Annotated in this window: 26 protein-coding genes and 1 riboswitch; all 26 genes read right to left on the bottom strand. The window is 56.1% G+C overall.

Annotated elements, in window-relative coordinates; translation table 11 throughout:
* Positions 1-13: 13 nt before the first annotated feature.
* The 26 genes from IDH41_RS13590 to IDH41_RS13465 all read right to left on the bottom strand — a co-directional run bounded on the left by IDH41_RS13590 (position 14) and on the right by IDH41_RS13465 (position 24615).
* Positions 14-1489, bottom strand: a complete 1476-nt coding sequence (locus IDH41_RS13590; RefSeq protein WP_190861856.1) for a HAMP domain-containing sensor histidine kinase — start codon at positions 1487-1489, stop codon at positions 14-16.
* The gene (locus tag IDH41_RS13585) at positions 1490-2206 is read right to left on the bottom strand and encodes a response regulator transcription factor (protein WP_190861855.1); all 717 of its coding nucleotides are present in this window, start codon (positions 2204-2206) and stop codon (positions 1490-1492) included.
* A gap of 27 nt (positions 2207-2233) precedes the next feature.
* Positions 2234-3493 (bottom strand): cytochrome c biogenesis protein CcsA, encoded by a 1260-nt coding sequence (gene ccsA / locus IDH41_RS13580; protein ID WP_317890745.1) that lies wholly within the window; start codon positions 3491-3493, stop codon positions 2234-2236.
* Positions 3490-5148 carry a cytochrome c biogenesis protein ResB gene (gene resB / locus IDH41_RS13575; protein ID WP_190862077.1) on the bottom strand — a complete coding sequence of 553 codons (1659 nt, stop codon included), beginning with the start codon at positions 5146-5148 and terminating at the stop codon, positions 3490-3492. Before resB ends, ccsA begins: the two co-directional genes overlap by 4 nt.
* Positions 5149-5167: 19 nt before the next feature.
* Entirely contained in the window at positions 5168-5698 is a 531-nt protein-coding gene (locus IDH41_RS13570) for a redoxin domain-containing protein (RefSeq protein ID WP_190861853.1), read from the bottom strand.
* Positions 5699-5784: 86 nt separating this feature from the next.
* On the bottom strand, positions 5785-6528 hold the full coding sequence (locus tag IDH41_RS13565) for a pseudouridine synthase (protein ID WP_190861851.1): 744 nt from the start codon (positions 6526-6528) through the stop codon (positions 5785-5787).
* A 55-nt stretch (positions 6529-6583) separates the two neighbouring features.
* Positions 6584-7087 carry a spore maturation protein gene (locus IDH41_RS13560; RefSeq protein ID WP_190862075.1) on the bottom strand — a complete coding sequence of 168 codons (504 nt, stop codon included), beginning with the start codon at positions 7085-7087 and terminating at the stop codon, positions 6584-6586.
* A 25-nt stretch (positions 7088-7112) separates the two neighbouring features.
* The gene (locus IDH41_RS13555) at positions 7113-7766 is read right to left on the bottom strand and encodes a nucleoside recognition domain-containing protein (protein ID WP_190861849.1); all 654 of its coding nucleotides are present in this window, start codon (positions 7764-7766) and stop codon (positions 7113-7115) included.
* A gap of 61 nt (positions 7767-7827) precedes the next feature.
* Complete coding sequence (locus tag IDH41_RS13550) at positions 7828-9012, bottom strand: D-alanyl-D-alanine carboxypeptidase family protein (RefSeq protein ID WP_190861846.1); 1185 nt, start codon at positions 9010-9012, stop codon at positions 7828-7830.
* Between the two features lie 149 nt (positions 9013-9161).
* Positions 9162-9647, bottom strand: a complete 486-nt coding sequence (ytfJ, locus tag IDH41_RS13545) for a GerW family sporulation protein (RefSeq protein WP_190861844.1) — start codon at positions 9645-9647, stop codon at positions 9162-9164.
* Positions 9620-10312, bottom strand: a complete 693-nt coding sequence (locus tag IDH41_RS13540) for a DUF2953 domain-containing protein (RefSeq protein ID WP_190861842.1) — start codon at positions 10310-10312, stop codon at positions 9620-9622. Before IDH41_RS13540 ends, ytfJ begins: the two co-directional genes overlap by 28 nt.
* Before the next feature lie 57 nt (positions 10313-10369).
* Complete coding sequence (scpB, locus tag IDH41_RS13535) at positions 10370-10972, bottom strand: SMC-Scp complex subunit ScpB (protein ID WP_190861840.1); 603 nt, start codon at positions 10970-10972, stop codon at positions 10370-10372.
* Positions 10941-11723, bottom strand: a complete 783-nt coding sequence (locus IDH41_RS13530) for a segregation and condensation protein A (RefSeq protein WP_190861839.1) — start codon at positions 11721-11723, stop codon at positions 10941-10943. Before IDH41_RS13530 ends, scpB begins: the two co-directional genes overlap by 32 nt.
* A gap of 40 nt (positions 11724-11763) precedes the next feature.
* Complete coding sequence (gene ribH, locus IDH41_RS13525; protein WP_190861837.1) at positions 11764-12234, bottom strand: 6,7-dimethyl-8-ribityllumazine synthase; 471 nt, start codon at positions 12232-12234, stop codon at positions 11764-11766.
* Positions 12235-12259: 25 nt separating this feature from the next.
* A complete protein-coding gene (locus IDH41_RS13520) occupies positions 12260-13495 on the bottom strand; it encodes a bifunctional 3,4-dihydroxy-2-butanone-4-phosphate synthase/GTP cyclohydrolase II (protein WP_190861835.1) in 1236 nt (411 codons plus the stop codon).
* Positions 13496-14198: 703 nt separating this feature from the next.
* Positions 14199-14858: a riboflavin synthase gene (gene ribE, locus IDH41_RS13515; RefSeq protein WP_190861833.1), complete on the bottom strand. Its 660-nt coding sequence runs from the start codon at positions 14856-14858 to the stop codon at positions 14199-14201.
* 18 nt (positions 14859-14876) lie between these two features.
* The gene (gene ribD, locus IDH41_RS13510; protein ID WP_190861831.1) at positions 14877-15980 is read right to left on the bottom strand and encodes a bifunctional diaminohydroxyphosphoribosylaminopyrimidine deaminase/5-amino-6-(5-phosphoribosylamino)uracil reductase RibD; all 1104 of its coding nucleotides are present in this window, start codon (positions 15978-15980) and stop codon (positions 14877-14879) included.
* Between the two features lie 219 nt (positions 15981-16199).
* A riboswitch (FMN riboswitch) is annotated at positions 16200-16412 on the bottom strand.
* Positions 16413-16888: 476 nt separating this feature from the next.
* A complete protein-coding gene (locus IDH41_RS13505) occupies positions 16889-17320 on the bottom strand; it encodes a peptidylprolyl isomerase (protein WP_190861830.1) in 432 nt (143 codons plus the stop codon).
* Positions 17321-17373: 53 nt separating this feature from the next.
* The gene (lysA, locus tag IDH41_RS13500; RefSeq protein WP_190861829.1) at positions 17374-18705 is read right to left on the bottom strand and encodes a diaminopimelate decarboxylase; all 1332 of its coding nucleotides are present in this window, start codon (positions 18703-18705) and stop codon (positions 17374-17376) included.
* A 139-nt stretch (positions 18706-18844) separates the two neighbouring features.
* Positions 18845-20479, bottom strand: coding sequence for a spore germination protein (locus tag IDH41_RS13495; protein ID WP_190861827.1), 1635 nt, complete (start codon positions 20477-20479; stop codon positions 18845-18847).
* A 25-nt stretch (positions 20480-20504) separates the two neighbouring features.
* Complete coding sequence (locus tag IDH41_RS13490; RefSeq protein ID WP_397327924.1) at positions 20505-20933, bottom strand: stage V sporulation protein AB; 429 nt, start codon at positions 20931-20933, stop codon at positions 20505-20507.
* Positions 20930-21577, bottom strand: a complete 648-nt coding sequence (locus IDH41_RS13485) for a stage V sporulation protein AA (protein WP_190861825.1) — start codon at positions 21575-21577, stop codon at positions 20930-20932. Before IDH41_RS13485 ends, IDH41_RS13490 begins: the two co-directional genes overlap by 4 nt.
* A gap of 115 nt (positions 21578-21692) precedes the next feature.
* Positions 21693-22448, bottom strand: coding sequence for an RNA polymerase sporulation sigma factor SigF (gene sigF / locus IDH41_RS13480; RefSeq protein ID WP_190861824.1), 756 nt, complete (start codon positions 22446-22448; stop codon positions 21693-21695).
* Positions 22449-22467: 19 nt separating this feature from the next.
* Positions 22468-22914 carry an anti-sigma F factor gene (spoIIAB, locus tag IDH41_RS13475; protein WP_190861822.1) on the bottom strand — a complete coding sequence of 149 codons (447 nt, stop codon included), beginning with the start codon at positions 22912-22914 and terminating at the stop codon, positions 22468-22470.
* Positions 22911-23264 carry an anti-sigma F factor antagonist gene (gene spoIIAA, locus IDH41_RS13470; RefSeq protein WP_190861821.1) on the bottom strand — a complete coding sequence of 118 codons (354 nt, stop codon included), beginning with the start codon at positions 23262-23264 and terminating at the stop codon, positions 22911-22913. Before spoIIAA ends, spoIIAB begins: the two co-directional genes overlap by 4 nt.
* Before the next feature lie 166 nt (positions 23265-23430).
* Positions 23431-24615, bottom strand: a complete 1185-nt coding sequence (locus tag IDH41_RS13465) for a D-alanyl-D-alanine carboxypeptidase family protein (protein WP_397327921.1) — start codon at positions 24613-24615, stop codon at positions 23431-23433.
* Positions 24616-24663: the final 48 nt, after the last annotated feature.

Raw genomic sequence — 24663 nt, 5'->3', positions numbered from 1 at the left:
TCCCGGAGGAACGCTATGACAAGGATTGATGGGCTTCGACAGGCAGGAGCAGCGTAAAGGACGTGCCCGTGCCGGCCGAGCTCTCGACGACGATCCGTCCGTGATGAAGATCGATCAAATTTTTGACGATGGCCAGGCCGAGGCCGGTTCCGCCGCTTGACGCCCCGCGTTTGCGCGCTTTATCCGCCTTGTAGAACCGTTCGAATATATAAGGAACGTCTTCAGCCGGAATCCCTTGCCCTTCGTCGCTGATCCGAAGCTGAACGTACGATTTGCCGCTCACGCTCGCTATTTTGCCGGCGAGCGTGATCGATTTCCCTGACGGCGTATGCCGAAGCGCGTTGTCGAGCAGATTTGTCAGCACTTGCTCGAGCCGATCCTCGTCCGCTTCTTTCACGATGAGCGGGCTTTCCGGCAGATCGGCATGGAGCTTCACTTCCCGCTCCTTCGCGTAGACAAGGAACTTGCGGTGCACTCTTCTTACGATATGGCTAAGGTCCACTTCTTGGAAATTCATGTCCGCGTGGCCGGCTTCCATCCGAGCGACATCGAGAAAGTCGTTCACGAGCCTGCCCATTCGGAGCGATTCGTCGTAAATGACTTGAACGAGCTCCTTCCGCTCCTCGGGAGAAGCGACGATATCGTCGAGCAGCGCTTCGCTGTACCCTTGCAGCATGGAGAGAGGCGTTCTGATTTCATGCGAGATGTTCGCCACGAAGTCCCGGCGCAGCTTCTCGAGCTTATGCTCCTCGGTGACGTTGCGGATGACCGCCACCGCTCCGCGTATGACGCCTCCCGACTGCAGCGGGGCCATAACGACCGACCATACGCTGCTCAGCACATGGATTTTGTCCGTTGCGTCCTTGCCTTCCTCCATTACGCTCTGGAACAGCTCGCGGAGCGGAATCGGCACCTCAGACACCGTCCCCTCTTCCGCGCCTTCCCGCACGTCCCATGCCTGCTCGATGTTCGACCACTGGCCGATGAGCAGATGCGCGCTTGGGTTAGTCAAGATCACTTTCCCTTCGGCGCTGAAGGTGATGACGGAATCGCCCATGCTGCGAAGGATGCTCGCGAGATGATTCTTCTCGTGATTCAAATCGTGGATCAGCTTGTCGAGCTGCTCCGTCATATGATTGAACGCGTTCGCAAGCTCGCCGATCTCGTCTGAAGATCGGGTATGCACCCGGGCGCTATAGTTGCCCATCGATATTTTGACGGCCGCGTCCTTCAGCTGCAGAAGCGGCTGTTGAATTTTTTTCGATAAGAAGAACGCAAAAAAAGTGGACAGCGAAAATCCGATGATCGCCGTGATGACGAAAAGCACCTTTACTTTGTGGGCGTCCTGGAACGTTAGAATGTCGACGTATTGGAGCAAAAAACCGCCGACGATCAACAGGACGACGGCAACGAGCAGCATGATCGTCGCCCATAGCTTGCCGACCACGCTTCGCAGCAGGAAGCCGATAAGACGCTGAAGCAGCTTCATCTACTTCGGCACCTCGAGCTTATAGCCGACGCCCCACACGGTCGTGATCATCGCGGCCGCGTCCGGCGATACTTTATTCAGCTTCTCGCGCAGCCGCTTCACATGCGTGTCGACCGTGCGCAGATCGCCGAAAAATTCGTAATTCCATACGTCCTTGAGCAGCTCCTCGCGCGAGAACACCTTGTCCGGCGATACGGCCAAATAATGCAGCAGCTCGTATTCCTTCGGCGTCAAGCTCACTTCCTGTCCCCCGGCCGTTACGCGATGCGCGTCATGCTCGATGACCAGGTGAGGGAATACGATGTTGTTGCTCGAGTTCATTTCCTTCGTGAGAAATGCGGTCACCGAGGAGCGTCTCAGAATCGCCTTCACCCGGTAGATGACTTCCCGCGGGCTGAACGGCTTCACGACGTAATCGTCCGCGCCGACCTCGAAGCCCTGCACGCGGTTCATCTCTTCGCCCTTGGCCGTCAGCATGATGACGGGCGTCGCCTTCACCTGGCGAAGCCGCGAGCACACCTCGACGCCGTCGATTCCGGGAAGCATGACGTCGAGCAGGATCAGCGCGTAATCGGTTCCCGAAGCGAGTCTGAGCGCCGTCTCCCCGTCTTCCGCCTCGTCAATCGTATAGCCTTCCTTCTCCAAGTACATCTTGAGCAGACGGCGAATTCTTTCCTCGTCGTCGACAACCAGAATCCGGCTCGAATAATCAGACATGCAGCATGACTCCTCTCAGCTTATTGGCTATACGCCAGAATAAGAATGCAGACCCGCAATGATGAGGTTGACGCCGATTAGCGTGAACAGCACGATGACGAATCCGATAACGGCCAGCCAAGCAGATCTTAGCCCTTGCCAGCCGCGGGATAAGCGGAAGTGCAGGTACGCGCTGTAGAACAGCCAAGTAATGAGCGCCCAAACTTCCTTCGGATCCCAGCCCCAGAAGCGGCCCCATGCGATATTCGCCCAAATCATCGCGAAGATGAGCGCGCCGAGCGTGAAGATCGGGAAGCCGATGGCAATCGACCGGTAGCTGATTTCGTCCAGGTCTTCCGGATCGATGCCTTCCATGACCGGATGAATAACGGCGCCGAGCGGCTTGCGGAAGACGAGCCTGAGCAGGCCGTACAGCAGCGTACCGGCGATAACGGACCAGACGACCGTGTTCAGCTTTCTGCCCGAATTGACCCCGTTCATCCAATACGGCGCCTCGAAGAGCGGCTCTTCCATGCCGAGGAAGCTTTCGATGCTGACCGCCTGACTGTTATACGGCTTCACGATCGGCGGAAGCGTATAATCGACCGTTTCGGTCGTCGTCGACTCGATCCCCTTCGTGTCGATTTTCGATTGCTCCTGCACGAATTGCGCTTCGTAGCCCGCCCCGCGGAAAGCGAAAACGGCGAAGATGAACCCGACGATGACGATGATCGTGTACAATGAAAATTCGACCCAAAATTGCGATCTGCGCGCTTCCTTCGTTTTTCCTTTGAAGTCGACGACCCGCAGCAAATACATGAGGCCGGCCGCGAACCCGACCGCGAAGAACGCTTCCCCGAGCGCCGCCGTCGTCACGTGCACCTTAAGCCATACATTTTGCAGAGCCGGGATGAGCGGCTGCACTTCTTGCGGAAAGACGGACGCATAGGCGACGATAATGACCGTCAGCGGCAGTGCGAACATGCCGAGCAGCGCCTTGCGGTATATGAAATAGACGATCGTGAACGCGATCATGATCGACATGCCGAGGAAGGTCATGAACTCGTACATATTGCTCGTCGGGATTTGCCCGCTTCCCGCCCAGCGCGTGAAGAAGAACGCGAGATGGGCCGCAAGCCCGAGGCTTGACGTTCCGAACGCGATGCGGCCCCATCGTCTCTCGTGCTGCTCGGGGTCGCGGTTGCTCCATTTTTTGCCCGCGATGGCGATGACGTAGAACATGAAGGCGAAGCAGTATAGAAAAAATGCGACGATAAAGGCGTCGCTGCTGAAATCGACTAAACTCACGCGTTGTTCCCTCCGTTATCAAGCGACTTCGGATCTACCGCAATCCCTGTTTTGCCAAGGGCCTTGGCGACGTCCGAGCGCATGCCGTACCAGTTTTTGTTCGTATGCGCGCCAAGCGCCAGCTCGCCCTGGTCAATGCGCAGCCATATGCGCCGATGCTGCCAATAAGAGCCCATCAACAGCCCGAGCATGGAGAACGCGGCCCCGATCCATACGTATGGAAGCGCCCGGTCCATCCTGACGTTCAAGTAGGTCGACGCTTCGGAGAAATCGACGTTCTCCATGCCGTCGACCCTTATTTCAATCTTATCCGCGATTGCGGCGTTTATAGCATCCTGCGAAAATTTTACTTTGTCCTTCTGCATCGGGAAGTACAAGTACGGCTCACCCGCCGGGTCGAGCCCCGGACCCTTCACGGTGAATATAAACGCGGGCGCCACGGGATCGCGCGACAACGTAACCGGTTCGCCGTTCTCGTCGATCGAAAATTCCATGTAATTCGCGTACAAATCGAGCGTAAACGGTCCAAGCTTATGCTGCGGGGCCGAATCCTTCATCGGAAGATCGAACGGCCCGTACGTATCGCCCGTTTGCTTGTCCACCAGCACCGGCCTTACCTCATTCAGCCGAGGCGTCGTATCGAAATCGAATTGGTACAGCTTCAGCCCTTTATATTTCAAAGGTTCGTTCACGACGATGTCATGCCGCTTCACTTCCTTCAGCTCCGGCTCCTTAAGCGGATCGCCGCAGCTGCTTACGCATTCGTACAGCACCGCCTTCGTCTCGAACAGCTTCGCCCGCGCCGTGCCCTTCAGTTTATCCGGCAGCTCCTCGTCCTTGTAATACTCGACCGTGAACTTCTCGTTCTTCACGTAGTAGTTCGTATCCGCGATTTGCACGGTATCGCCGTCGGGCACGGTAATGTAAGTATCCAGCTGCCAGCTCGGAATGCTGCGCGCAAGGACGGCGAGGAGGAACAATATGAGGCCGATATGGTTAATGTAAGGTCCCCATCGGCTGAATCGGTTCTTCTCGGCGAGCAGCGCGGTTCCGTCCCGGTGGATGCGGTAGCCCTGCCGCTTCAGCTGCGCCGCGAAACCGTCGGCCCACTTCGTCTCTTCGCCTTCGATCCGCCGTTTGAATACCGTCTTCTGGCGAAGAATGAATTGGTGGTGCTTGCGGATTTGCTGCTTGTTCAGCGCGCGGTAAAGCGGCAGCACCCGGTCCAGACTGCAGATGACGAGCGACGTGCCGATCATGACGAGCAGTCCGATAAACCACCAGGATTCATAAGTATGCGTCAAGCCGAGCAAATAATAAATTTTGCCGGGCAGCCCGTACGTTTCCTCGTAATAAACCGACGGATCGAAGTTATTGACGAACGTATTCTCCTGCGGGTAGATCGTGCCGAGCATCGCCGTCAAAAACGTAAGGACGATTAAATAAATCGCGATTTTGACCGACGAGAAAAAATTCCAAACCCGATCGATGACGTTCGGGTTGGTCTTCTGCGATCTTCGGGCTACGCCGTCGTAACGCATTTCGAGCGGCATGTCCGATTGATCGTTTTTATCGAGCGGCTTGCCGCAGCTCTCGCATAACACGGTGCCGACGGCGTTCTGATGGCCGCATTCGCACTTTGTGTTTTCAACCAATGACACTTCAATATACCTCCTACGTCTTCAGCAGCCGTTCCACCCGTTCATCAATTTCGGCTTCCGTCATGCCGCCCACCTTAATCTCCGCGATCTTGCCGTCGCGGCCAATGAAGAACGTGGTCGGGTACGATTTGAGCCCGTAGCTCCGTTCCGTCTTGCGGTTCACGTCCCGGAGAATCGGATATTGAAGCTCGAAACGGCGTACGAAATTGTTGACCGTAAGCGTATCCTCGCTTAAATTGATGGCCAAGATGACGAGACCTTGATCCTTCCACTTCTCGTATTGCCTCTCGAATTCGGGCATTTCCTTGACGCATGGCGGGCAAAAGGTCCCCCAGAAATTAACGACGACAGGTTTTCCTTCATAGTCGGACAGTTCCCTCAAATTGCCGTCAAGGTCGGCCAGCTTGAATGGCGGCGGTTCGCTGCCGGCCCCCAGAGGACCCTTGTCGTTATCCGCGAACAACGCGGTTCCGATCGCATAACCGCCGATCAGCAATACCGCGAGCAAGATGACGATTTGCACCGTTTTACGCGACTTTCCCATCCTACGATCACCACCTGCTTCTATCTGCACAGTCACGAATATTTCCATTATAACGAAAAGTCGACGGCAATAACTGCCGCCGTCGATTACTTTTTATGAACTTTATGTGTCTTGCGCGCTATTGACAGCAGCTCCTGCACTTCGCCAGGCGTCAGATGCCTGTACTTCCCCCTGCCGAGCGATTCGAGGCCGATCTCGCCGAATTTGATCCGTTTCAGCCTTGTCACTTTGTGGCCGATCGCTTCGAACATGCGCCGGACTTGTCGATTCCGTCCTTCGTATATCGTAATCGTAATCGTCGCTTCGTTCTTCTCGGGATCGACGTCGTGATATTCCACCTCCGCGGGAGCGGTCATGCCGTCCTCCAGCTTGATTCCTTTCTGAAGCTGCTCGAGCGCCGTTCCGTGAGGAATGCCTTTGACGGTCGCGCGGTACGTCTTCGGCACGTGGTGGCTCGGATGGGTCAGCAAGTTGGCGAATTCGCCGTCATTCGTCAGTATTAGCAAGCCTTCCGTATCGTAATCCAAACGCCCGACCGGATAGACCCGTTCTTTAATGCCTGGTAGAAAGTCCGACACGACTTTCCTGCCCTGCGGGTCCTTGGCGCTCGTAATGACGCCTTTGGTCTTGTTGAGCATCAGGTAAAGCTTCTTCTCGCTCTTGATCGGCTTGCCGTTCACGGTAATGGCGTCGGCCGCCGGGTCCGCCTTCACGCCGAGCGTCGTCACCTTTTTGCCGTTCACTTCCACCGCTCCGGCCAAAATCATTTCCTCGCATTTGCGGCGCGACGCGACGCCTGCCGCCGCTAAAATTTTTTGTAAACGCTCCAATGTGTTTCACCTCAATCTCCATCATAACGATAAGGGGAACAAAGCACAAGCGCCGTTATCCGAATATGTACAAACAAATGAAAATGGCGGCAAAAAAACCGACGATGTCGGAGAACAACCCGACCTTCAGCGCATAGCGGGTACGTCGGATGCCGATCGCCCCAAAGTAAACGGTTAGTACGTAAAGCGTCGTATCGGTGCTTCCTTGAATCGTCGATGCGATTCGGCCGATCATCGAGTCGGGCCCGAACGTTTGAATAAGATCGGTCGTGAAGGCGAGCGAGCCGGCGCCGGTGAGCGGTCTCAGGATGCCGAGCGGCAGCACTTCGCTCGGAATTCCGATCCAATCGAATAGCGGACGAACGGCGGAAAGCATAAGCTCCATCGCGCCGGAGGCGCGGAACATGCCGATGGCCACCATCATGCCGACCAGATGGGGAATGATGTTAATTGCGGTTCCGAAGCCGTCCTTGGCGCCTTCGACGAACGTTTCGTATACGGGCACCTTGCGGCGCAGCGCGGCGTACAGCGGAATAAAAACGATAATGGCCGGAATCATCCAAGCGGATACGTTCGTGAATAAGTTATACAACCGCCTCGCCTCCTTGGTCCGGAGACGGCGTCGTTATGCCGGCACGCCTTTTGGACTTGACCTGCGGCGGCGGCGATTTGCGCCGGTACCAACGGTCGGCCAATATGGCCGCCGAAGTCGCGACGAACGTCGCGGCGAGCGTCGTGCCGATAATTTCGGCCGGATTGGCCGAACCGTAATTCATGCGAATCGCGATTAGCGTCGTCGGTATGATCGTGATGCTGGACGTGTTCAAAGCAAGCAGCGTGCACATGGCGGGGGTTGCGGTCGCGGGGTCGGGATTCAGCTTCTGCAGCTCCTGCATCGCCTTGATCCCCATCGGCGTCGCCGCGTTCCCAAGCCCGAACAGATTGGCGCTCAGGTTGCTCATAATATAGCCGATCGCCGGATGGTTCCGAGGCACGTCCGGGAACAGCATCCGGACGATCGGGCCGAGCATGGCCGCAAGCTTGCGAAGCAGGCCCGCGTCTTCGGCTATACGCATCATGCCGAGCCAAAATACCATGATGCTGATCAGTCCGAAGCTGACGGTGACGCCCGATTTCGCCCCCTCGAAGGCAGCCTGCGTCACCGCGTCCATCTTTCCGTTGACCGCGGCGACCACGACGCTCGCCACGATAAAAAACAACCAAATCCAATTTACCATTTCGGCAGCCTCCCCCTTACTGCAAATGCGCGTCCAAAGCGTCTCCCTCGCTTTGCCGCGCCTAAGTCCCAAACAATGCGCCGAGCGCTTTGCCGATCGAATCGGCCAGATCGGCCTCTTGCTTCGACGCTTTCTCGAATTCCGCCCACGACGAGAGCGACTTCGGCGTCGTTTCCGGCAAGCTAAGCCTGCTGCTGCCTGTATCGTATACCGGCACGGCTCCTATTCGATGCCCGTTCATGTACCACTCGAGCAAGCCGCGTTCGCCGAACGCGTAGCGCATCGTCGCCGCGTCGTACAACACCAATTTGGACTGAACGGCGCCTTCTTCCTGCGATTCGAGAGGATAGTTGAATTCCCGTCCGACGACGTAAGGATATCCGGCAATGGCTTGTCCTTTGGCGGCGACTTGCTTTAACGGATAATGGGCGAAGCCCCAATCGAGCATTTTGCGATGGTCGGCCCAATCGTCGCGGTCGTTAATCGTAACGGCGGCGAGCTGCTGACCGTTACGCGTCGCGGAGCTGACCAAGCAGCGAAGCGCCTTTTTCGTATAGCCGGTTTTCACGCCGTCCGCCCCTTCGTACATCGCCAGCATTTTATTTTTGTTCGTATAGCTGTAATCCCATTTCTCATGCGGATTGGGCACCTTCTTCACCCGCGTTTTGACGATTTCGGCAAAAACTTCGTTTTTGAGCGAGTAAGCCGTCAACCTCGCAAGATCGTTCGCCGAGGAATAATGACCTTCATCGTCAAGGCCGTGCGGATTCTTGAATTGCGTGTGCGCAAGTCCGAGAAAGGACGCTTTCTCGTTCATTAAATGAACGAAGCCTTCTTCGGAGCCCCCCACGTGTTCGGCGATCGCCGTTGCCGCATCGTTGCCCGAGCGAAGCATAAGCCCGTAGAGCATATTCAATAAGCTCATCTCTTCGCCGAGCCTAAGGTAAATGGACGAGCCTTCCTTTCCGACGGCACGCTTGCCCGTTTTCACCATATCGGTCAAATGGCCGTGCTCGATGGCGACGATGGCGGTCATAATTTTCGTTAGGCTGGCGATTCGCATGGAGACGTCACCGTTGCTGCTGTACAATATTCTGCCCGACTTGACGTCGATTAGCGCCGAAGCCCTCGCGTTCGTGTACAATGGATCCGGAGCCGCTTCCGCGCGGCTTGCCAGGCTTGTCCCTGTCAGCAAAGCGACGAGCAGCACAAGCGCCGCATTCCGCTGTAGCTTGTTCCAAAACATCTGTCCTCTTGCCCCTCTCGCTGCGTTCTAGCTTCCGCTTTCGTAATCAGTATATGCCCGTAGGCGCCGTTCTAGACGAAAAAAAGCATGCGGCCTTAGCGAATAAATATGGAACGTAAAATGAAAAACTGCCCTCTCGGGCAGTTCGGTCATAAGAGGTGATCGTTCGCGTCGACGCTTTCCGCTATGACCGTATGCGTCGGATCCGTGTAAGAGACCGAGGACGAAGGCTTCTTCATCATCGACTGGATTTTGTCGAACACGTGAGGAGCGGAATCGATCATGCGTTCGAACAGATGCGTCTGATTGTCAAGCGGCACGATTCTTACGCCGTGCGTGCCCACCACGAGAAATGCGATCGGCGTAATCGATACGCCTCCCCCGCTTCCTCCGCCGAACGGCATGGATACCGATGCATGATGCGCGTCGGATTGCGACACCGTCTTGTGCTCGGCATCATCCAGCCTGATGTCGCTGCCGCCCGCAACGAACCCGAAGCCGACTTTCGAAATCGGCATAATAACGCTGCCGTCCGGCGTTTGGACCGGATCGCCAACGATCGTGTTGACGTCGACCATTTCCTTAATATTTTCCATTGCGGTTTGCATTAAGCCTTGAATAGGATGTTCTGCCATGCTTTGACGCCTCCTTTCGCTTTCTTCATGCGAACTAATAGCTGCAGTCCGGCAAGGATAGCATAACCGAAGCGGATTTGAGCTATGCATGACCATTCCGTAGTAAAAGCAGGGTGCTGATATATCGGCTGCACATGCATCACTGGCTCTGCTTTCAGCTTCACCATCTGTGATAGTATGCCCAAAAGCGACGTTTTTACCGACCAGACGAATCCCGTCGCCATCGCCGTCCACATCGCGTCTCCGGTGCCGACCGAGGTGTTCCACTTCCATTCGACGAGCCTGACCTTCGTCATCGTTTGCCGGACCCATCCGGTCAAGTTTTTGGTCAGCTGCAAGATGAGCTTCATTTTGTCGATCGCGCTAACTACTCTATCCGCGTCGATCTCGTCCGTGTATTGCTTCCACGTATTAATGCCTGCGTTCGTCGCCGATAGTTGTTCCTTCAACTGCACCGTCGAGCCTGTAAATTGGATAATGGGCACCTTGTACCGGAAGCGTACGATGCCGTATAACGCTTTGATCTTTAATTCCGCGTCATCGTTGCTGCCTTCCCGCCGCAAATGCCCGTTAATGACAACCGGCGAGGCGAGGATCAGCGTCAAAACAAGCAAAAAAAAGAGACCGGCCGCCGTTATCCAACCGTAAGGGTAACCGAGCGTCATGCCGCTTCCTCCGTTTCCCGCATATGGTTGAATATAGTATGACCCGGCGGTCAAATCTCATTCTTTGATTTCCTCGATTGTCATCTGCCGACCGTCAAGCCGCTCGAACAGCAGCTGTGTCTGTTCCTCGAGCTCGTCGTCGAAATCGACGTTGCCCGGTTCCGGAAGCTCCTTGATCGACGGCAGGCCGAAATAGTCCAAAAACGATTTGGTCGTTCCGTATAGGATCGGCCGCCCTATCGCCTCGGCTCTCCCGACCTCTTCGATCAAATCCTTCGCGACAAGCGACTGAATCGCGCGGTCGCTCTTCACGCCGCGGATTTCCTCGATGGCGACTCTCGTGATCGGCTGGCGGTAAGCGACGATCGACAACGTCTCCAGCGCAGCCTGCGACAGCTGCGAGCGGGTCGGCGTATAAGCCATTCTCTCGAAGTAGGGCGCGTGCTCGGGATGCGTCGTAAGCCTGTAGGTCGACGCTACCTCGGCAATCTGCACCCCGCGCCGCTCCCGCTCCAAATCGCGCTGCAGATCGTATACGAGGTCGGCCGCGAGATCCGCGTCCAGCTCCAAAATATCGGCCAACTGCTTCTTCGTGAGGCCTTCGTCGCCTGCCATGAAGAGCAAGCCTTCAATAACTGTCTTCAATTTCGGATAATCCACTGTCCGAAGATTCTCCTCTCCAATGAATGACGATGTCGTCGAATAAGCGATGCTGGAAGCAGCTGATATGCTTCATTTTCATCAGCTCCAAAATCGCCAGAAACGTCACGACGATTTCGTGCCTGTCCATATTTTCGCGAACGAGTTTCGAGAACCGGACCGTCTCGTATTGCTTGAGAACGTCCATAATGTCGCGGATCCGGTCCTTCACCGAAATTTCGTCCCGCTGGACGGTCGCCACCACGTTGCGTCTCGAAGCCCGCCGCAGCGCCTTCTGGAACGCCGCGATCAGATCGGAGACATGAAGCCCTTCGACCGGATTGACCTTCTCCTCCTTCATGAAAGGAGTCAAATCCTCCGGCTCCCGCGAATAGACGAGACTGCGCTCGAATTCCTTCTCGCGCAGCTGCTCCGCGATCTGCTTGAACTTTCGGTACTCGATGAGCTTCTGGATCAGCTCGTCGCGCGGATCGAGCCCGTCGTCCGGCCATTCCTCGTAATCGACATCCTCGAACACGGGAGGCTTCGGCAGAAGCTGCTTGCTTTTGATCGCCAAGAGGGTGGCCGCCATCACGAGAAACTCGCTCGTCACCTCGAGCTCGAGCTCCTTCATCGCATCCAGGTATTCCATATATTGAATGGTGATCTCGCTGATCGACACCTCGTGAATGTCGATCTCGGCTTTGTCGATCAAGTGAAGCAACAAATCAAGCGGTCCCTCGAAGGAATCCAGCTTATAAAGCACCGACACACCTTATTCCCCCCGCCTAAAGCATCGTACGAGCCGCTTGTTAGTCCTTCAGCTGTCTTGTCAGGTTCGCCATTTCGATCGCGCTGGCCGCGGCTTCATAGCCTTTGTTGCCCGCTTTCGTGCCGGCCCTCTCGATCGCCTGCTCGATCGAGTCGACAGTGAGCACGCCAAAAATCGTCGGAACGCCGGTTTTCAGCGCGATCGCCGCTACGCCTTTGGCCGTTTCGTTGCACACGTAGTCAAAGTGCGGCGTTGATCCTCGAATGACGGCGCCGAGCGTAATGACCGCGTCGTATTTGCCGCTCTCGGCCATTTTCTGCGCGATCAGCGGAATTTCGAATGCGCCGGGTACCCACGCGATATCGACTTCTTCTTCCTTCGCCCCGTGTCTCTTGAAGGCGTCCAGCGCGCCGCCCAGCAGCTTGCTCGAAATAAATTCGTTGAACCGGCCGACGACGACGCCGTATTTTAAACCTTCCGATACTAAATGCCCTTCAAAAATTCGTGCCATCTTCCATCATCCTCCTGAAGTTTTTTTATATGCTATAGTCCTGATCCTCGAAGCGGAGCAAATGACCGAGCTTCGTTTTTTTCGTGCGCAGATAGCCTTTGTTATCCTCGTTCGCGTCCATTTGAATCGGCACGCGCTCGACGACCTCGAGGCCGTATCCTTCAAGCCCCTTGATTTTGCGAGGATTATTCGTGAGCAGGCGCATCTTGGTAATGCCGAGGTCCTTCAATATTTGCGCGCCTATTCCATAATCTCTTAAATCGGCCGGAAAGCCAAGCTTTAAATTGGCGTCGACCGTATCGAGCCCCTGCTCCTGCAGCTCGTATGCCTTTAATTTGTTAATGAGACCGATGCCTCTGCCCTCTTGACGCATATAGAGAAGCACGCCGCTTCCCGCTTCGTCTATCTGCTTCAAGGCGGCTTCGAGCTGCGGTCCGCAATCGCAACGATGCGAATGGAACACATCGCCCGTCAAGCATTCCGAATGGACGCGGACGAGCACCGCGCTATGCGGATCAAGCTCGCCCTTTACAAGCGCGACATGCTCCTTATTATCGACCATGTTCGTATATGCGATCGCCCGGAAAGTGCCGAAATCGGTCGGAAGCTTGACGTCGACCGCCCGTTCGACCAGCTTCTCCTTCTCGTTGCGGTAATGAATCAGCTCTTGGATCGTGATGAGCTTCAGGTTATGCTTCCGCTTGAACGCCGTCAGGTCGGGCAATCTGGCCATCGTGCCGTCTTCTTTGATGATTTCGCAAATGACGGCGGCGGGATCCGAACCGCACATGACGGCGAGATCGATGGCCGCTTCGGTATGGCCCGCTCTGCGGAGCACGCCGCCCGGTCTTGCGATCAGCGGGAAAATATGTCCCGGCCTGCGGAAATCCGCCGCCTTGGTCGTCGGATCGATTAGCGCCTTCACCGTCTGCGACCGTTCATACGCCGAAATTCCCGTCGTCGTGCTGACGAAATCGACGGAAACGGTAAACGCCGTTCCGTGATAGTCGGTATTGTGCTTGACCATCGGCGGCAAGTCGAGCTCCTCCGCGCGCTCCTGCGTGATTGGGACGCATACGAGTCCCCGCGCCTCGGTGATCATGAAGTTGATGACCTCGGGCGTCGTTTTGTCCGCCAGCGCGATCAAGTCGCCTTCGTTCTCCCGGTCCTCGTCGTCCACCACGATGATCGGCCGTCCTTGCTTCAAGTCTTCCAATGCTTCCTCGATCCGGTCGAATACCGTTATATCTGTATGTTCCATATGAATTTCCCTCCTTTGTGTGAACCCCATGCCCTGTGAGGGCTTTTTACCCGTACCCTTCAAAGGGTTAATCCAAACCTTCAAAGACTTCAACCAAACCTTCAAAGACTTCAACCAAACCTTCAAAGGCTTCGAACCCTCCCAAACCCTCCCTTCCAAGGGAGGGCCCCGAGGCGCTGCGCCCTCTGGACACCCGCAATTGGACTAACGTTGGCGCTGCAGTGATAGGTGTGGGCTACGTTTGTGCTTGGAACGCTTTCGTCCCTGAGGGACACGCTTCACGGCTAACCAACCCTTAAAGGCTTCGATCCCTCCCAAACCCTCCCTTCCAAGGGAGGGCCCCGAGGCGCTGCGCCCTCTGGACACCCGCAATTGGACTAACGTTGGCGCTGCAGTGATAGGTGTGGGGCTACGTTTGTGCTTGGAACGCTTTCGTCCCTGCGGGACACGCTTGCTTTGGGAGCGAAAGTTTGTTTGTTTCAAATTTTTAAATTCGAGAGCGGTTTGGGCAGTTTGGTGCATGGTTAGTTTCAAAATTTGATTCTGAAGACGTCAATTCCGGCTTGGTTTGACTTGTTTTCTGTATTTAGTTTCAATAGTTGAATTTATTGACTCGATCAGACGCTTACGCTTGGATTTAGTTTCAAATTTTGAAACTAAATCGGCGTACTTACCGCGGCTGCGACGATAATCTGCGAGATCATTACAAAAATCCGTTTTCCAGAAGAAACGCCGTCGAAAGCTTGGACGCCGGCTTGGCCGATTCCGGCTGCCGGAAATGTAGCAGATGGTCGACGTATTTGCCGATGACATCGCACTCGATATTGACGGTATCGCCCGCATGCTTGTGCTGAAGGGCGGTTTCGCCGAGCGTATGCGGGATGATCGATACCGTGAACGTATGCGAGGTTGTGTCGACGACCGTCAAGCTTATTCCGTCAATGGCGATCGAGCCCTTCGGGATGACGTATCGCAGCATGCCGTCGTCATGGATCCGAATTTCAAAGACGACGGCATTGGCATCCGTTTCCCGCGAGACGATCTGTCCGGTTCCGTCGATATGTCCTTGCACCATATGACCGCCGAAGCGGGCTCCCGCCTGCATCGCGCGCTCCAGATTGACGCCTTCGCCCGGCCTGAGCCGGTGAAGCGACGATTTCCGGTAAGTCTCGGGCATGACGTCCGCCGCGAACGACGAGCGGTCGAACGACGTAACGGTTAAGCATACGCCGTTTACCGAAATGCTGTCGCCGATCATGACGCCATCGAGCACCCGTGACGCGCCTATGCGCAGTTGCATCGCCTCCCCTTGCTTCGCGATCCCCTTCAACTGTCCGACTTCTTCCACTAAACCGGTAAACATGGCAGGCCTCCTCTTAGATTATTCCTTATAAGCGGGGTAGCCTGTTACACTAATGTCTTCGCCCGCCATTTCGATTTGAACCCGTTCCAGCGCGATCGCGTCGGCCATTTTATCGACGCCCGGGAACGTGAACGTGCCCGGAGCCTCCGCTCCGCCGACGATTTTGGCGGCGTAGTACAGCACGATTTTATCGATCAGCCTCGCTTCCAGCATGGCACCGTTTAATCGGCCGCCGCCTTCGAGCAGGATCGAGCCGATCTCGAGCTCCCCCAGCTTCTTCATCCCCTCGGCCAGATCGACCTTCTCGCCCGATCCGCATACGACGACCTCCACCCCGGCGGCGGTCAGCGCGGCTATTTTGTCCGATGATGCACTGCAGGATGCGAGCACGATCGTACGTATCGTGCGATCGGTGACGACGCGCGCTTCAAGCGGGAGCCGAAGCGAGGTGTCGACGATAATCCGGACCGGATCGACGGCGGGCACGGAAGCCCGCGTGTTCAGCAGCGGATCGTCCGCCAGCACCGTGCCGATTCCGACCATAATCGCATCGTGCTGGTGGCGCAGCGTATGCACCTGCTCGCGCGCGATCGCGCCCGTCACCCAGCGGCTGTCTCCCGAACGGGAAGCGATTTTGCCGTCAAGCGTGCTTGCCGTCTTTAACGTAACGAACGGCAGCTTGGTCGTAATGTATTTATTGAACTTTTCGTTCATCAGCCGGGATTGCTGCTCCAGTACGCCGATGGTAACGTCGATTCCCTCTTCGCGCAGCCTCGCGATGCCCCTGCCCGACACTTGCGGGTTCGGGTCTCCGCTCGCGACGACCACTCTCGCCGCCTTCGCGGCAATGATCCGCTCGCAGCAGGGAGGCGTCTTGCCGAAGTGGCTGCACGGCTCGAGCGTAACGTATACGGTTGCCCCTTCCGCCTCGTCTCCGGCCATTTGCAAGGCATGCACTTCCGCATGACCCGTTCCTCGCTTCAAATGCGTGCCGACGCCGACGATTCGGCCTTCCTTGACGACCACGCAGCCGACCACGGGATTAATGCCGGTCTGACCGGCCGCTTTTGCCGCTAATTCGAGCGCCAGTCGCATGTAATACTCGTCGTTCAAAATTTCCACAAACAAAAAACACCCCAATCGGCAAGCAGTCCGACAGGGGCGATGTAGCAAAGCAAGAGTACATACGACAGAATCGAACGAAAATTCGCGTTAGTAGACGCTCCTAAATAAACCGTACTTTCTACGGCGCCGATTCGTATAAAACGCTGCTCAAACAAGCCCGCTCCGTTTGTGAAATAATGCACAAACAAGTAAGCAAACCGCTCGCAGCTGTCGATGCCTCTCCTTCTCCCATCCAGACTATACTGTCGGTCCCGGATTTGCACCAGGTCCACCGTTCCCATTCGTTCGACCAGGCATGAAGCCTGACGAACCGCAATCGGACCGGGTCACGGACTGACGGATGACGCACGGCAAGTCCGGTTATCCGATCCTCGCCATGCAACTCCGATCACCGCCGGTTAGGAATTTCACCTCACCCCGAAGGAAAGCCGCACAAAATATTTAAATATAAATCCAACTTTAATAAGTAACAATGAGGAAATGTTACCACTGTAATTTGAAAAAAGCAAGGATTTTCATAACGGCCATTCCTACCGCTCCGGAATCGCAGCCCGTAAGCCGACGGCTTATCGCATGCTTACCCAAACTGCTAGAATTTCCGCAGGTGCATCGGGAATGTCCAATCAAATCTACTATTCTATGAATATTGTATATTAATTCACGGTAAAGGAGGAGTTCACTATGGGATACGGACGCACTGAAAAGAAAAAGAAAAAATTCGTCATCGTCGTATTGGCTAAAAAAGTAATTTTCGTCGCCAAGAAAAAGAACCACAAACGCAACGGCTACTGCTAATTTTGCGGGAGCGCCTGAAAGTTCAGGCGCTCTTACATACGAATATACGAAAAACCGTCACTCCTCTTGAACATCAAGTGGATTGACGGTTTTCAACATGCGCGGATATACTATACTTCCGCGACTTCGACTTTTTCCATCTTGTCTCCGCCTTTGAGCGCGTCTACGTGCTCCATGCCTTTGGCTACGCGGCCGAACACGGTATGTCCGCCGTTCAGATGTGGCTGCGGCTGGTAACAGATGTAGAACTGGCTTCCGCCCGTATTGCGGCCGGCATGCGCCATCGCGAGCGTTCCGCGCTCATGCTTGTTCGGATTGATCTCGCAATCGATCGTGTAGCCGGGACCGCCCGTGCCGTTGCCGTTCGGGCAGCCGCCCTGCGCGACGAAGCCCGGGATGACGCGGTGGAACGTAAGTCCGTTATAGAAGCCCTCGTTCGCGAGCTTCTCGAAGTTCGCTACCGTATTCGGCGCGTCTTGATCGAACAGGTCGAGTACGACTTCTCCGCCGCTTGCCAACGTGATTTTCGCTTGTTTTGCCATGACTGCATCTACCTTTCTTTGTCCGGATAAGACTACGTTACCAAATTTCGCCCTTATTTCGCAAGCGACGATTTTTGAAGCCTTGCCGGGATGACGTCGTTGCAGACGATATTTTCGAGCGATTCGCGCTTGACCGCAAGATCCGCTTGACCGTCCTTCACGAATACGACGGCCGGACGGCGGATCCGGTTATAGTTGCTCGCCATTGCGTAGTTGTAGGCGCCCGTGCAGAATACGGCAAGCAGGTCGCCGTTTTCGGCTTTCGGCAGGTCGAGATCCCAGATCAGCATATCGCCGCTTTCGCAGCATTTGCCTGCTACGGATACCGTCTCTTCGACCGGTTCGTTGGCGCGATTGGCCAGTATCGCTTCGTACTTCGATTGGTACAACGCTGGGCGAGGGTTGTCCGTCATGCCGCCGTCGACGGCGATATACTTGCGCACCCCAGGAATGTTCTTGCTGGTGCCTACCGTGTACAGCGTCGTGCCGGCGTCGCCGACCATGCTGCGGCCCGGCTCGACCCAAATTTCGGGCAGCGGGAAATCCGCCTTGGTAAAGTTGGAAATGATCGCGCCCGTAATCGCGGCCACGTACTCGCCGATCGGAAGCGGCGTGTCGCCTTCCACGTAACGGATGCCGAAGCCGCCGCCCAGGTTGATCACTTTGAAGGTGAGCCCAAGCTCGCTGCGGACGGAAACCGCGAATTCGGCCACTTTGTCGACCGCCATGCGGAACCCTTCCACCTCGAAAATTTGCGAGCCGATATGGGAATGCACGCCGAGCACGATCAAGTTCGGGAGCGCCAGCGCCTGCTCGATCGCTTGCTTCGCCGCGCCGTTGCCCAGGTCGAATCCGAACTTCGAGTCTTGCTGGCCCGTCGAAATATAATCATGCGTATGCGCTTCGACGCCAGGGGTGATCCGGAGCAAAATGTTGACCTTCTTGCCCTTGTCTCCCGCCAGCGCGTTCAGCAGCTGAAGCTCCAGGAAGTTATCGACGACGAAGCAGCCGATGCCCGCGTCGAGAGCCATGTCGATCTCTTCCGGCGTCTTGTTGTTGCCGTGGAAATGAATCCGCTCGGCCGGGAAGCCGGCCTGCAGCGCCGTGTAAAGCTCGCCGTCGGATACGACGTCGAGCGACAGGCCTTCCTGCTCTGCGATCGCGCACATCGCCATTACGCTGAATGCTTTGCTCGCGTAGGCGACCTGAAACTTCAGTCCGGAAGCTTTGAACGCTTCGACGTATTCGTTTGCACGTTGGCGCACAAGCGTTTCATCGACAATATATAGCGGCGTGCCGAACTGGCTTGCCAAGTCAGCTACATCGCAGCCGCCGATTTCCAAATGACCGTTCGCGTTAATTTTACTGGTTCCGTGTAGGTACATCTATTTCCCCTCAGCTTTCTTCTATTTGCCCATAGGCAGATAGAAAGGATAGAATTTGCATCAATAGCAACAGTATAACGCAATCTACCCGCGCGAGAAATGGATAAATTCACATTTCATTTGCATTTTTTAGTTTTCGTCAAGTCTTGGGCATTTTATCGCGCTGCTGGGGCCGGAGAATGTTCGGCCGCACGCGGTTCTGAAGCACCGGCTGCCTGATGATGATGCTCCATAACGCCTTCATGTCGAACGGAATGATCGGCCACATGTAAGGACGGTTGAAGGAACGCGTGCATACGAGCATGAGCAGGATGGCCGTCGACGCGACGACGAACCCCGGCACGTTGAACGCCGCCACCGACAAAATCAATACGAGCCGTACGATCCGGTTGGCGAGGCCGAGTTCATAGCTCGGGGTAGAGAACATCCCGATCGCGGCGACGGCCATGTACAGGATGACCTCGTTGACGAATATCCCCGTCTGCACGGCGATATCGCCGATCAGGATCGCCGCCACGAGCGACATCGCCGTCGCGAGCGACGAAGGCGTGTGCACCGACGCCATCCTCATCAAATCGACCCCGACCTCGGCCAGGACGAACTGGACGACGAGCGGCAGCTTGCCGGTTTTGTTCGGGCCCAGAAAGGCGAGCGCCTGAGGCTTCAATTCGGGGTACATGACGAACAGCAGCCATAGCGGCAGCATGAACAAGGACGCGAATATCCCGGCGAATCTGACCCAGCGCAGGTAGGTGCCGATAAACGGGGTTTGCCGGTTCTCTTCCGCGTGCTGGATCAGATCCGTATACGACGTCGGCAGCGTCATGACGCTCGGCGACGTATCGACGAAGATCGCCACCGCGCCTTCGAGCAGATGCGATGCGACGGTGTCCGGGCGCTCGGAATATCGGACGAGCGGGAACGGGTTCCAGCCCCGGTTCACGGTTGCCTCCTCCAGCTGCTTGTCGGCGAGCGGCAGGCCGTCCAGCTTCACCATCCTTATTTTTTTCTTGATCGATTCGAGCAGCTGCTTGTCGACCAAATCGTTGATGTAGGCGATGCACACGTCCGTCTTCGTCCGCTCGCCGATTTGCACGATTTCGTACCTCAGCTGCGGGTCGCGCACGCGCCGGCGAACGAGCGACACGTTGGCCATCAACGTCTCGACGAAGCCGTCCCGGCTGCCGCGAACGACCTTCTCGAGCGTCGGTTCTTCCGGTCCGCGCGCGGGAAACGCCTTGGCGTCGATCATGATCGCGCTCGTCTCGCCGTCGATGAAGAGCGCCGTTCCGCCGGCCAGGACGCCGGCCAGCATCTTGTTCCAATCGTCCTCCTTCGATACTTGCGCTGCTGGGACGTACATGTCGAGGAAGGCATGCAGCGCATGGGTCGACAAATCGTCCGGATGAAGGAAGGTGAGCCGCTTCAGCACTTCCGTCAAAATCGTGTCCTTCACGAGGCCGTTCATGCACAGCATGGCCGTGCGCCGCTCGCCGAACGTCATCTCCCTGACGACGACGTCGAAGCTCGTTTTGTACCCGATTTCGTTCTCGAGCCGAACAAGCACGTCGTCTAGCCGATCCGGAATAGGCTCGTTTCTTTCATGAGCCGACGTTTGGCCGCCTCTCCCCTCACGCTTCGGTCTCGAGACGAGCGGCTCACCCTCCTCGCGCTTGCCCGACTCCTCGCGCAGCTGGTCGCCCGATACTTCCCCTTGCGGCGGCATCGCGCTTCTTCCTTCCTCTTGCTCCTGTCCCGTATAAGAATCTCTCATCTCGCTTCACCTCGTTCGTATTGAGCTACCACTGAAACACGAGCCAGTCAAACAAAGAGCCTAACGTTTTGCCGAGCACCATCGCCATGACAAGCGCGACCATATAATCCGACAGGTTCATTCTTTTCGCCAAAATCGGGAGCACATTCATGACCTCCGTCAGCGCGGCGGCCAGCATCCCGACGAACATGCCGTCGATCAGTCCCGCGCCGCCCAGCAATAGCCCGGACGGCAGCTTGAACGTCCAATCCATGAAATCCGCGAAGGTCCAGTACAGCGAGCCGCAAATGACGGCCGTCTCGAACCAGACCGACAGCCGGTACGCATTGCCGATTTGAGCGAGCCGGGGGATGAGATCGAGCACGATGAGCAGCGCGACCAGCCCGCTGCCGACCGCGAGCCCGCCCGCGAGGCCCAGCACCGCGACAAATAAATTCGCCGCCCCGTGCATCATGACGATCCGTCCCTCTGCTGATCGTAATCCGCCTTTTTGCGCATTTCGTCGGCAATGACGTAGGCGTTCACGTTTTCTTGATACATGTACAGCTCCACCTCGAGCGGATTCGGCTCTTCATTGAACCGCTTGCGGAACAGGTGGTTGAAAAATAACACCATGCCGAGTCCGATGCCGAGTGAATAAGGAATTTGGAACCATAGCGGATGTTCCGTCCGCTCCCCGGTAATGAGCTCGACGATCCGGATATGAACCTCCTTCATGCTGACATCGGTATGGAAGTTCATGATGGCGAGTCCCGCCCCGAAAAATAGCAGCAGCCACGACAGAATAAGGATCGGGATTCGCGGCTTCACCGGCTTCTCGGCCACCATGACCAGCACCTGCGGGTCGCCGTAAGCTTCGATCGTCATGTCCGGGTTCAGCTCGCGGATATGTCTGACGATTTGCAGCAGGTCGATGACGACCCGGTTCCCGTCGGCCTTGTTATGCTTATAGAGCACGAGCTCCTTCAGCCGTTTCTCGAGCGCATCGTCGTAAGCGAGCAGCCGGGCGGCCTGTCCGAGCGACACGGCCTGATCCGGCTTAATGTAGATCCGTTTCTTGAGGCGCAGATAGAGGACAGATGGTTTCGAAGCTTCCATGCGTCAGCATCCCTTCTGCTTTGCGTGATGGTGATTGTTTCCCGATTAGTATGAGATAAGGACGTTTCGGATACTCATGCAAAATGAGGTAATAACATGAAAAGACCAACTCGCCTTAAAGGGCGATTTGGTCTTTGATGGACTGCAGTATTTTTTTCTCCAGCCGGGAAACCTGCACCTGCGATATGCCTAGCCTGCTCGCTACTTCGGACTGCGTCTTGTCGCGGTAATACCTTAAGTACACGATCAGCCGCTCCCGTTCGCTCAACCCTTCGATCGCTTCGACCAGCGCCAGCTTATCGAACCATTTCTCCTGCGAGTCGTCGGCGATTTGGTCCATGAGCGTAATCGGGTCTCCGTCGTTCTCGAACACCGTTTCGTGGATCGACGTCGGCGGCTTGTTCGCTTCCTGGGCGAACACGACGTCCTCGGGCGTAATGCCGAGCCGCTCCGCCACCTCGCCGACGGTCGGAAGCCGTCCTAACGTCTTCGAGAGCTCGTCCTTCATTTTGCGCACCTTATTGGCCGTTTCCTTGAGGGACCTGCTTACCTTGAGCGTGCCGTCGTCGCGCAGGAACCGCTGGATCTCTCCGATAATCATCGGCACCGCGTAAGTCGAAAATTTCACGTCGTAGGACAAATCGAACTTATCCACCGACTTCAGCAGCCCGATGCATCCGATTTGGAACAAGTCCTCCGGCTCGTAACCGCGGTTGATGAACCGTTGAACGACGGACCAAACGAGCCTGATATTGCATTGCACGAGCGTGTCTCTAGCCAGCGTGTCGCCGGATTGGCTTAGCGCGATGAGCCGTTTGACTTCCGCGTCATCCAGATACGGCTGGGCCGACTGCTTCAGATCGACATCCATGAGGCTCAACCCCTATGCGCTAATTGTAGAGCGCTTTTTTCGATTCGATACGCTTCAACATCTCTACGCGGGTTCCCCCGCCTAATCTGCTCGATACCTCGAAACGGTCCATGAAGTTTTCCATAATCGTAAAGCCCATGCCGGAACGCTCCAGCTCCGGCTTCGACGTATACAACGGCTGGCGCGCGAGCTCCAAATCCTCGATGCCGCTTCCCGAATCGAGCACCGCGATGGACACGCTGTCGCCTTCGATCCTCGCCTCGATCGTCACCTGGCAGGAAGGATCGCTTTCGTAGCCGTGTATAATCGCATTCGTCACCGCTTCGGATACCGCCGTCTTCAAATCGTTCAGCTCCTCCAGCGTCGGATCAAGCTGCGATACAAACGCAGCGACCGCAATTCGGGCGAACGCTTCATTCTCCGAACGGGCGCTGAAGGAAAGCGTCATTTCGTTCAATCCGTTCATGACACCACCTCCAAACTGGAAATCGCGGTACGTTCATCGTCGTGAATCGTTAATATTTTGAACAGCCCCGACAGCTCGAACAAGCGGTGTACGCTCGGGTTCACGTCGCAGACGACCATCTTGCCGCCTTTGCTCTTCACCTGCTTGTACCTGCCCAGAATGACGCCGAGCCCGGAGCTGTCCATAAATTGCAATTCCTTCAGACTGAGGATCACATGATCGCTTCTTCCGTGGAGTAGGGCTTCCTCCATCTTGTACCGAACGACGTCGGCCGTATGATGGTCGAGCTCGCCCCGCAGGCGTACGATCAGCACGTTGCGATAGTGCTCCAATTCTGCTTGCAGACTCATCCGCAGTTCATCTCCTCCGGTTTTATTCGAAACGCAATTCTGCCGAGATAGAACTAGCAATTCTCCATGGCGGAGAAGGATTCCTGCATGGCGACAAAACTAGAAGCATACCGCTATCAGCTGACAAAATGCGAGAGCCCGCCGGCCGCCCGGGTTCATGCTTCGGTCAGGTGAACAGACCGGAGAAGGAGCGCTTCAGCAGCTTCCACCAGCCCGCGCGCTCGATGGATATCGGCGCGTCGACGTCGAATTCCTTCAGTATTCTGTCGCCTTCGTATACGACGAGCTTGCCGATCGGCTGGCCGATTTGCACCGGCGCTTTGACCGGACCGTCGATTTTCAGCTCGTAGCGGATGTCCTGCGTCGCGCTGCCTTTTTTGAGCAGGACGCTGTACGGATGCTTCGCGAGCAGCGGCAGCTCCGCCGTCGTGCCCTTTTCGATCTTCAGCATGCCCATCGACTCGCCTTCCTGGATAATCGGATGGTTCATGTACTGGGCGAACGTATAATCGAACATTTGCGAAACTTCCGCATTGCGGGTCTTTGTGTCCGGCTCGCCCATGACCACCGCGATGACGCGCATATTGTCGCGCTTCGCCGTAGCGGACAAGCAGTATTTCGCCTCGCTCGTGAAGCCCGTCTTAAGCCCGTCCGCGCCGCTGTAGAAGCGGACCAGCTTGTTCGTGTTGACGAGCCAAAAAGGCTTCTCCGACGTTTTGCGCAAATAATCTTGGTACAGCCCCGTATATTTCGTAACTTCGGGATGCTTGAGCAGCTCCCTGGACATCACTGCGATGTCGTGCGCCGACGAATAATGATTCGCTACCGGCAAGCCGTTCGGATTGACGAACTGCGTATCGTTCATCCCGAGCTGCTTCGCACGTTCGTTCATCATGGCCACGAATTGCTGCTCCGTTCCCGCAAGCTTCTCGGCCATGGCGACCGATGCGTCGTTGCCGGAAGCGAGCGCGATCCCTTTCACCATATCGTCAACCGTCATTTCTTCGCCGGGTTCCAGGAAAATTTGCGATCCGCCCATGGATGCGGCGTATTCGCTCGTTTGCACCTTGTCCGTCCATTTGATCTTCCCGTCGTCGATCGCCTCCATAATGAGAAGAAGCGTCATAATTTTCGTAATGCTCGCCGGCGGCAGCTTGTCATGGCTGTTTTTCTCGTAAATAACCGTTCCGGAGTCCGCATCCATCAATATGGCCGACCGGGCCGACGGCGCCAATTGAGGGGACGGAGCTTGATTCGCCTGCGAGGGCTCAACTGCGGCAAACGCGGCCGCGGGCATCGCCAGAGCGAGAACAAGAGTAAGGATGCATAGCTTGATAGAACGATTCTTCAACAATATCTCCTCCTGAAAGTTGCGCAATTCGGTTATCTTTTCCATTAT

The organism is Paenibacillus arenilitoris, assembly GCF_014705655.1.
Taxonomy (GTDB): domain Bacteria; phylum Bacillota; class Bacilli; order Paenibacillales; family Paenibacillaceae; genus Pristimantibacillus; species Pristimantibacillus arenilitoris.
The sequence above is the reverse complement of the archived record's forward strand: the minus strand, read 5'-3'. Positions and strand labels throughout refer to the sequence as shown.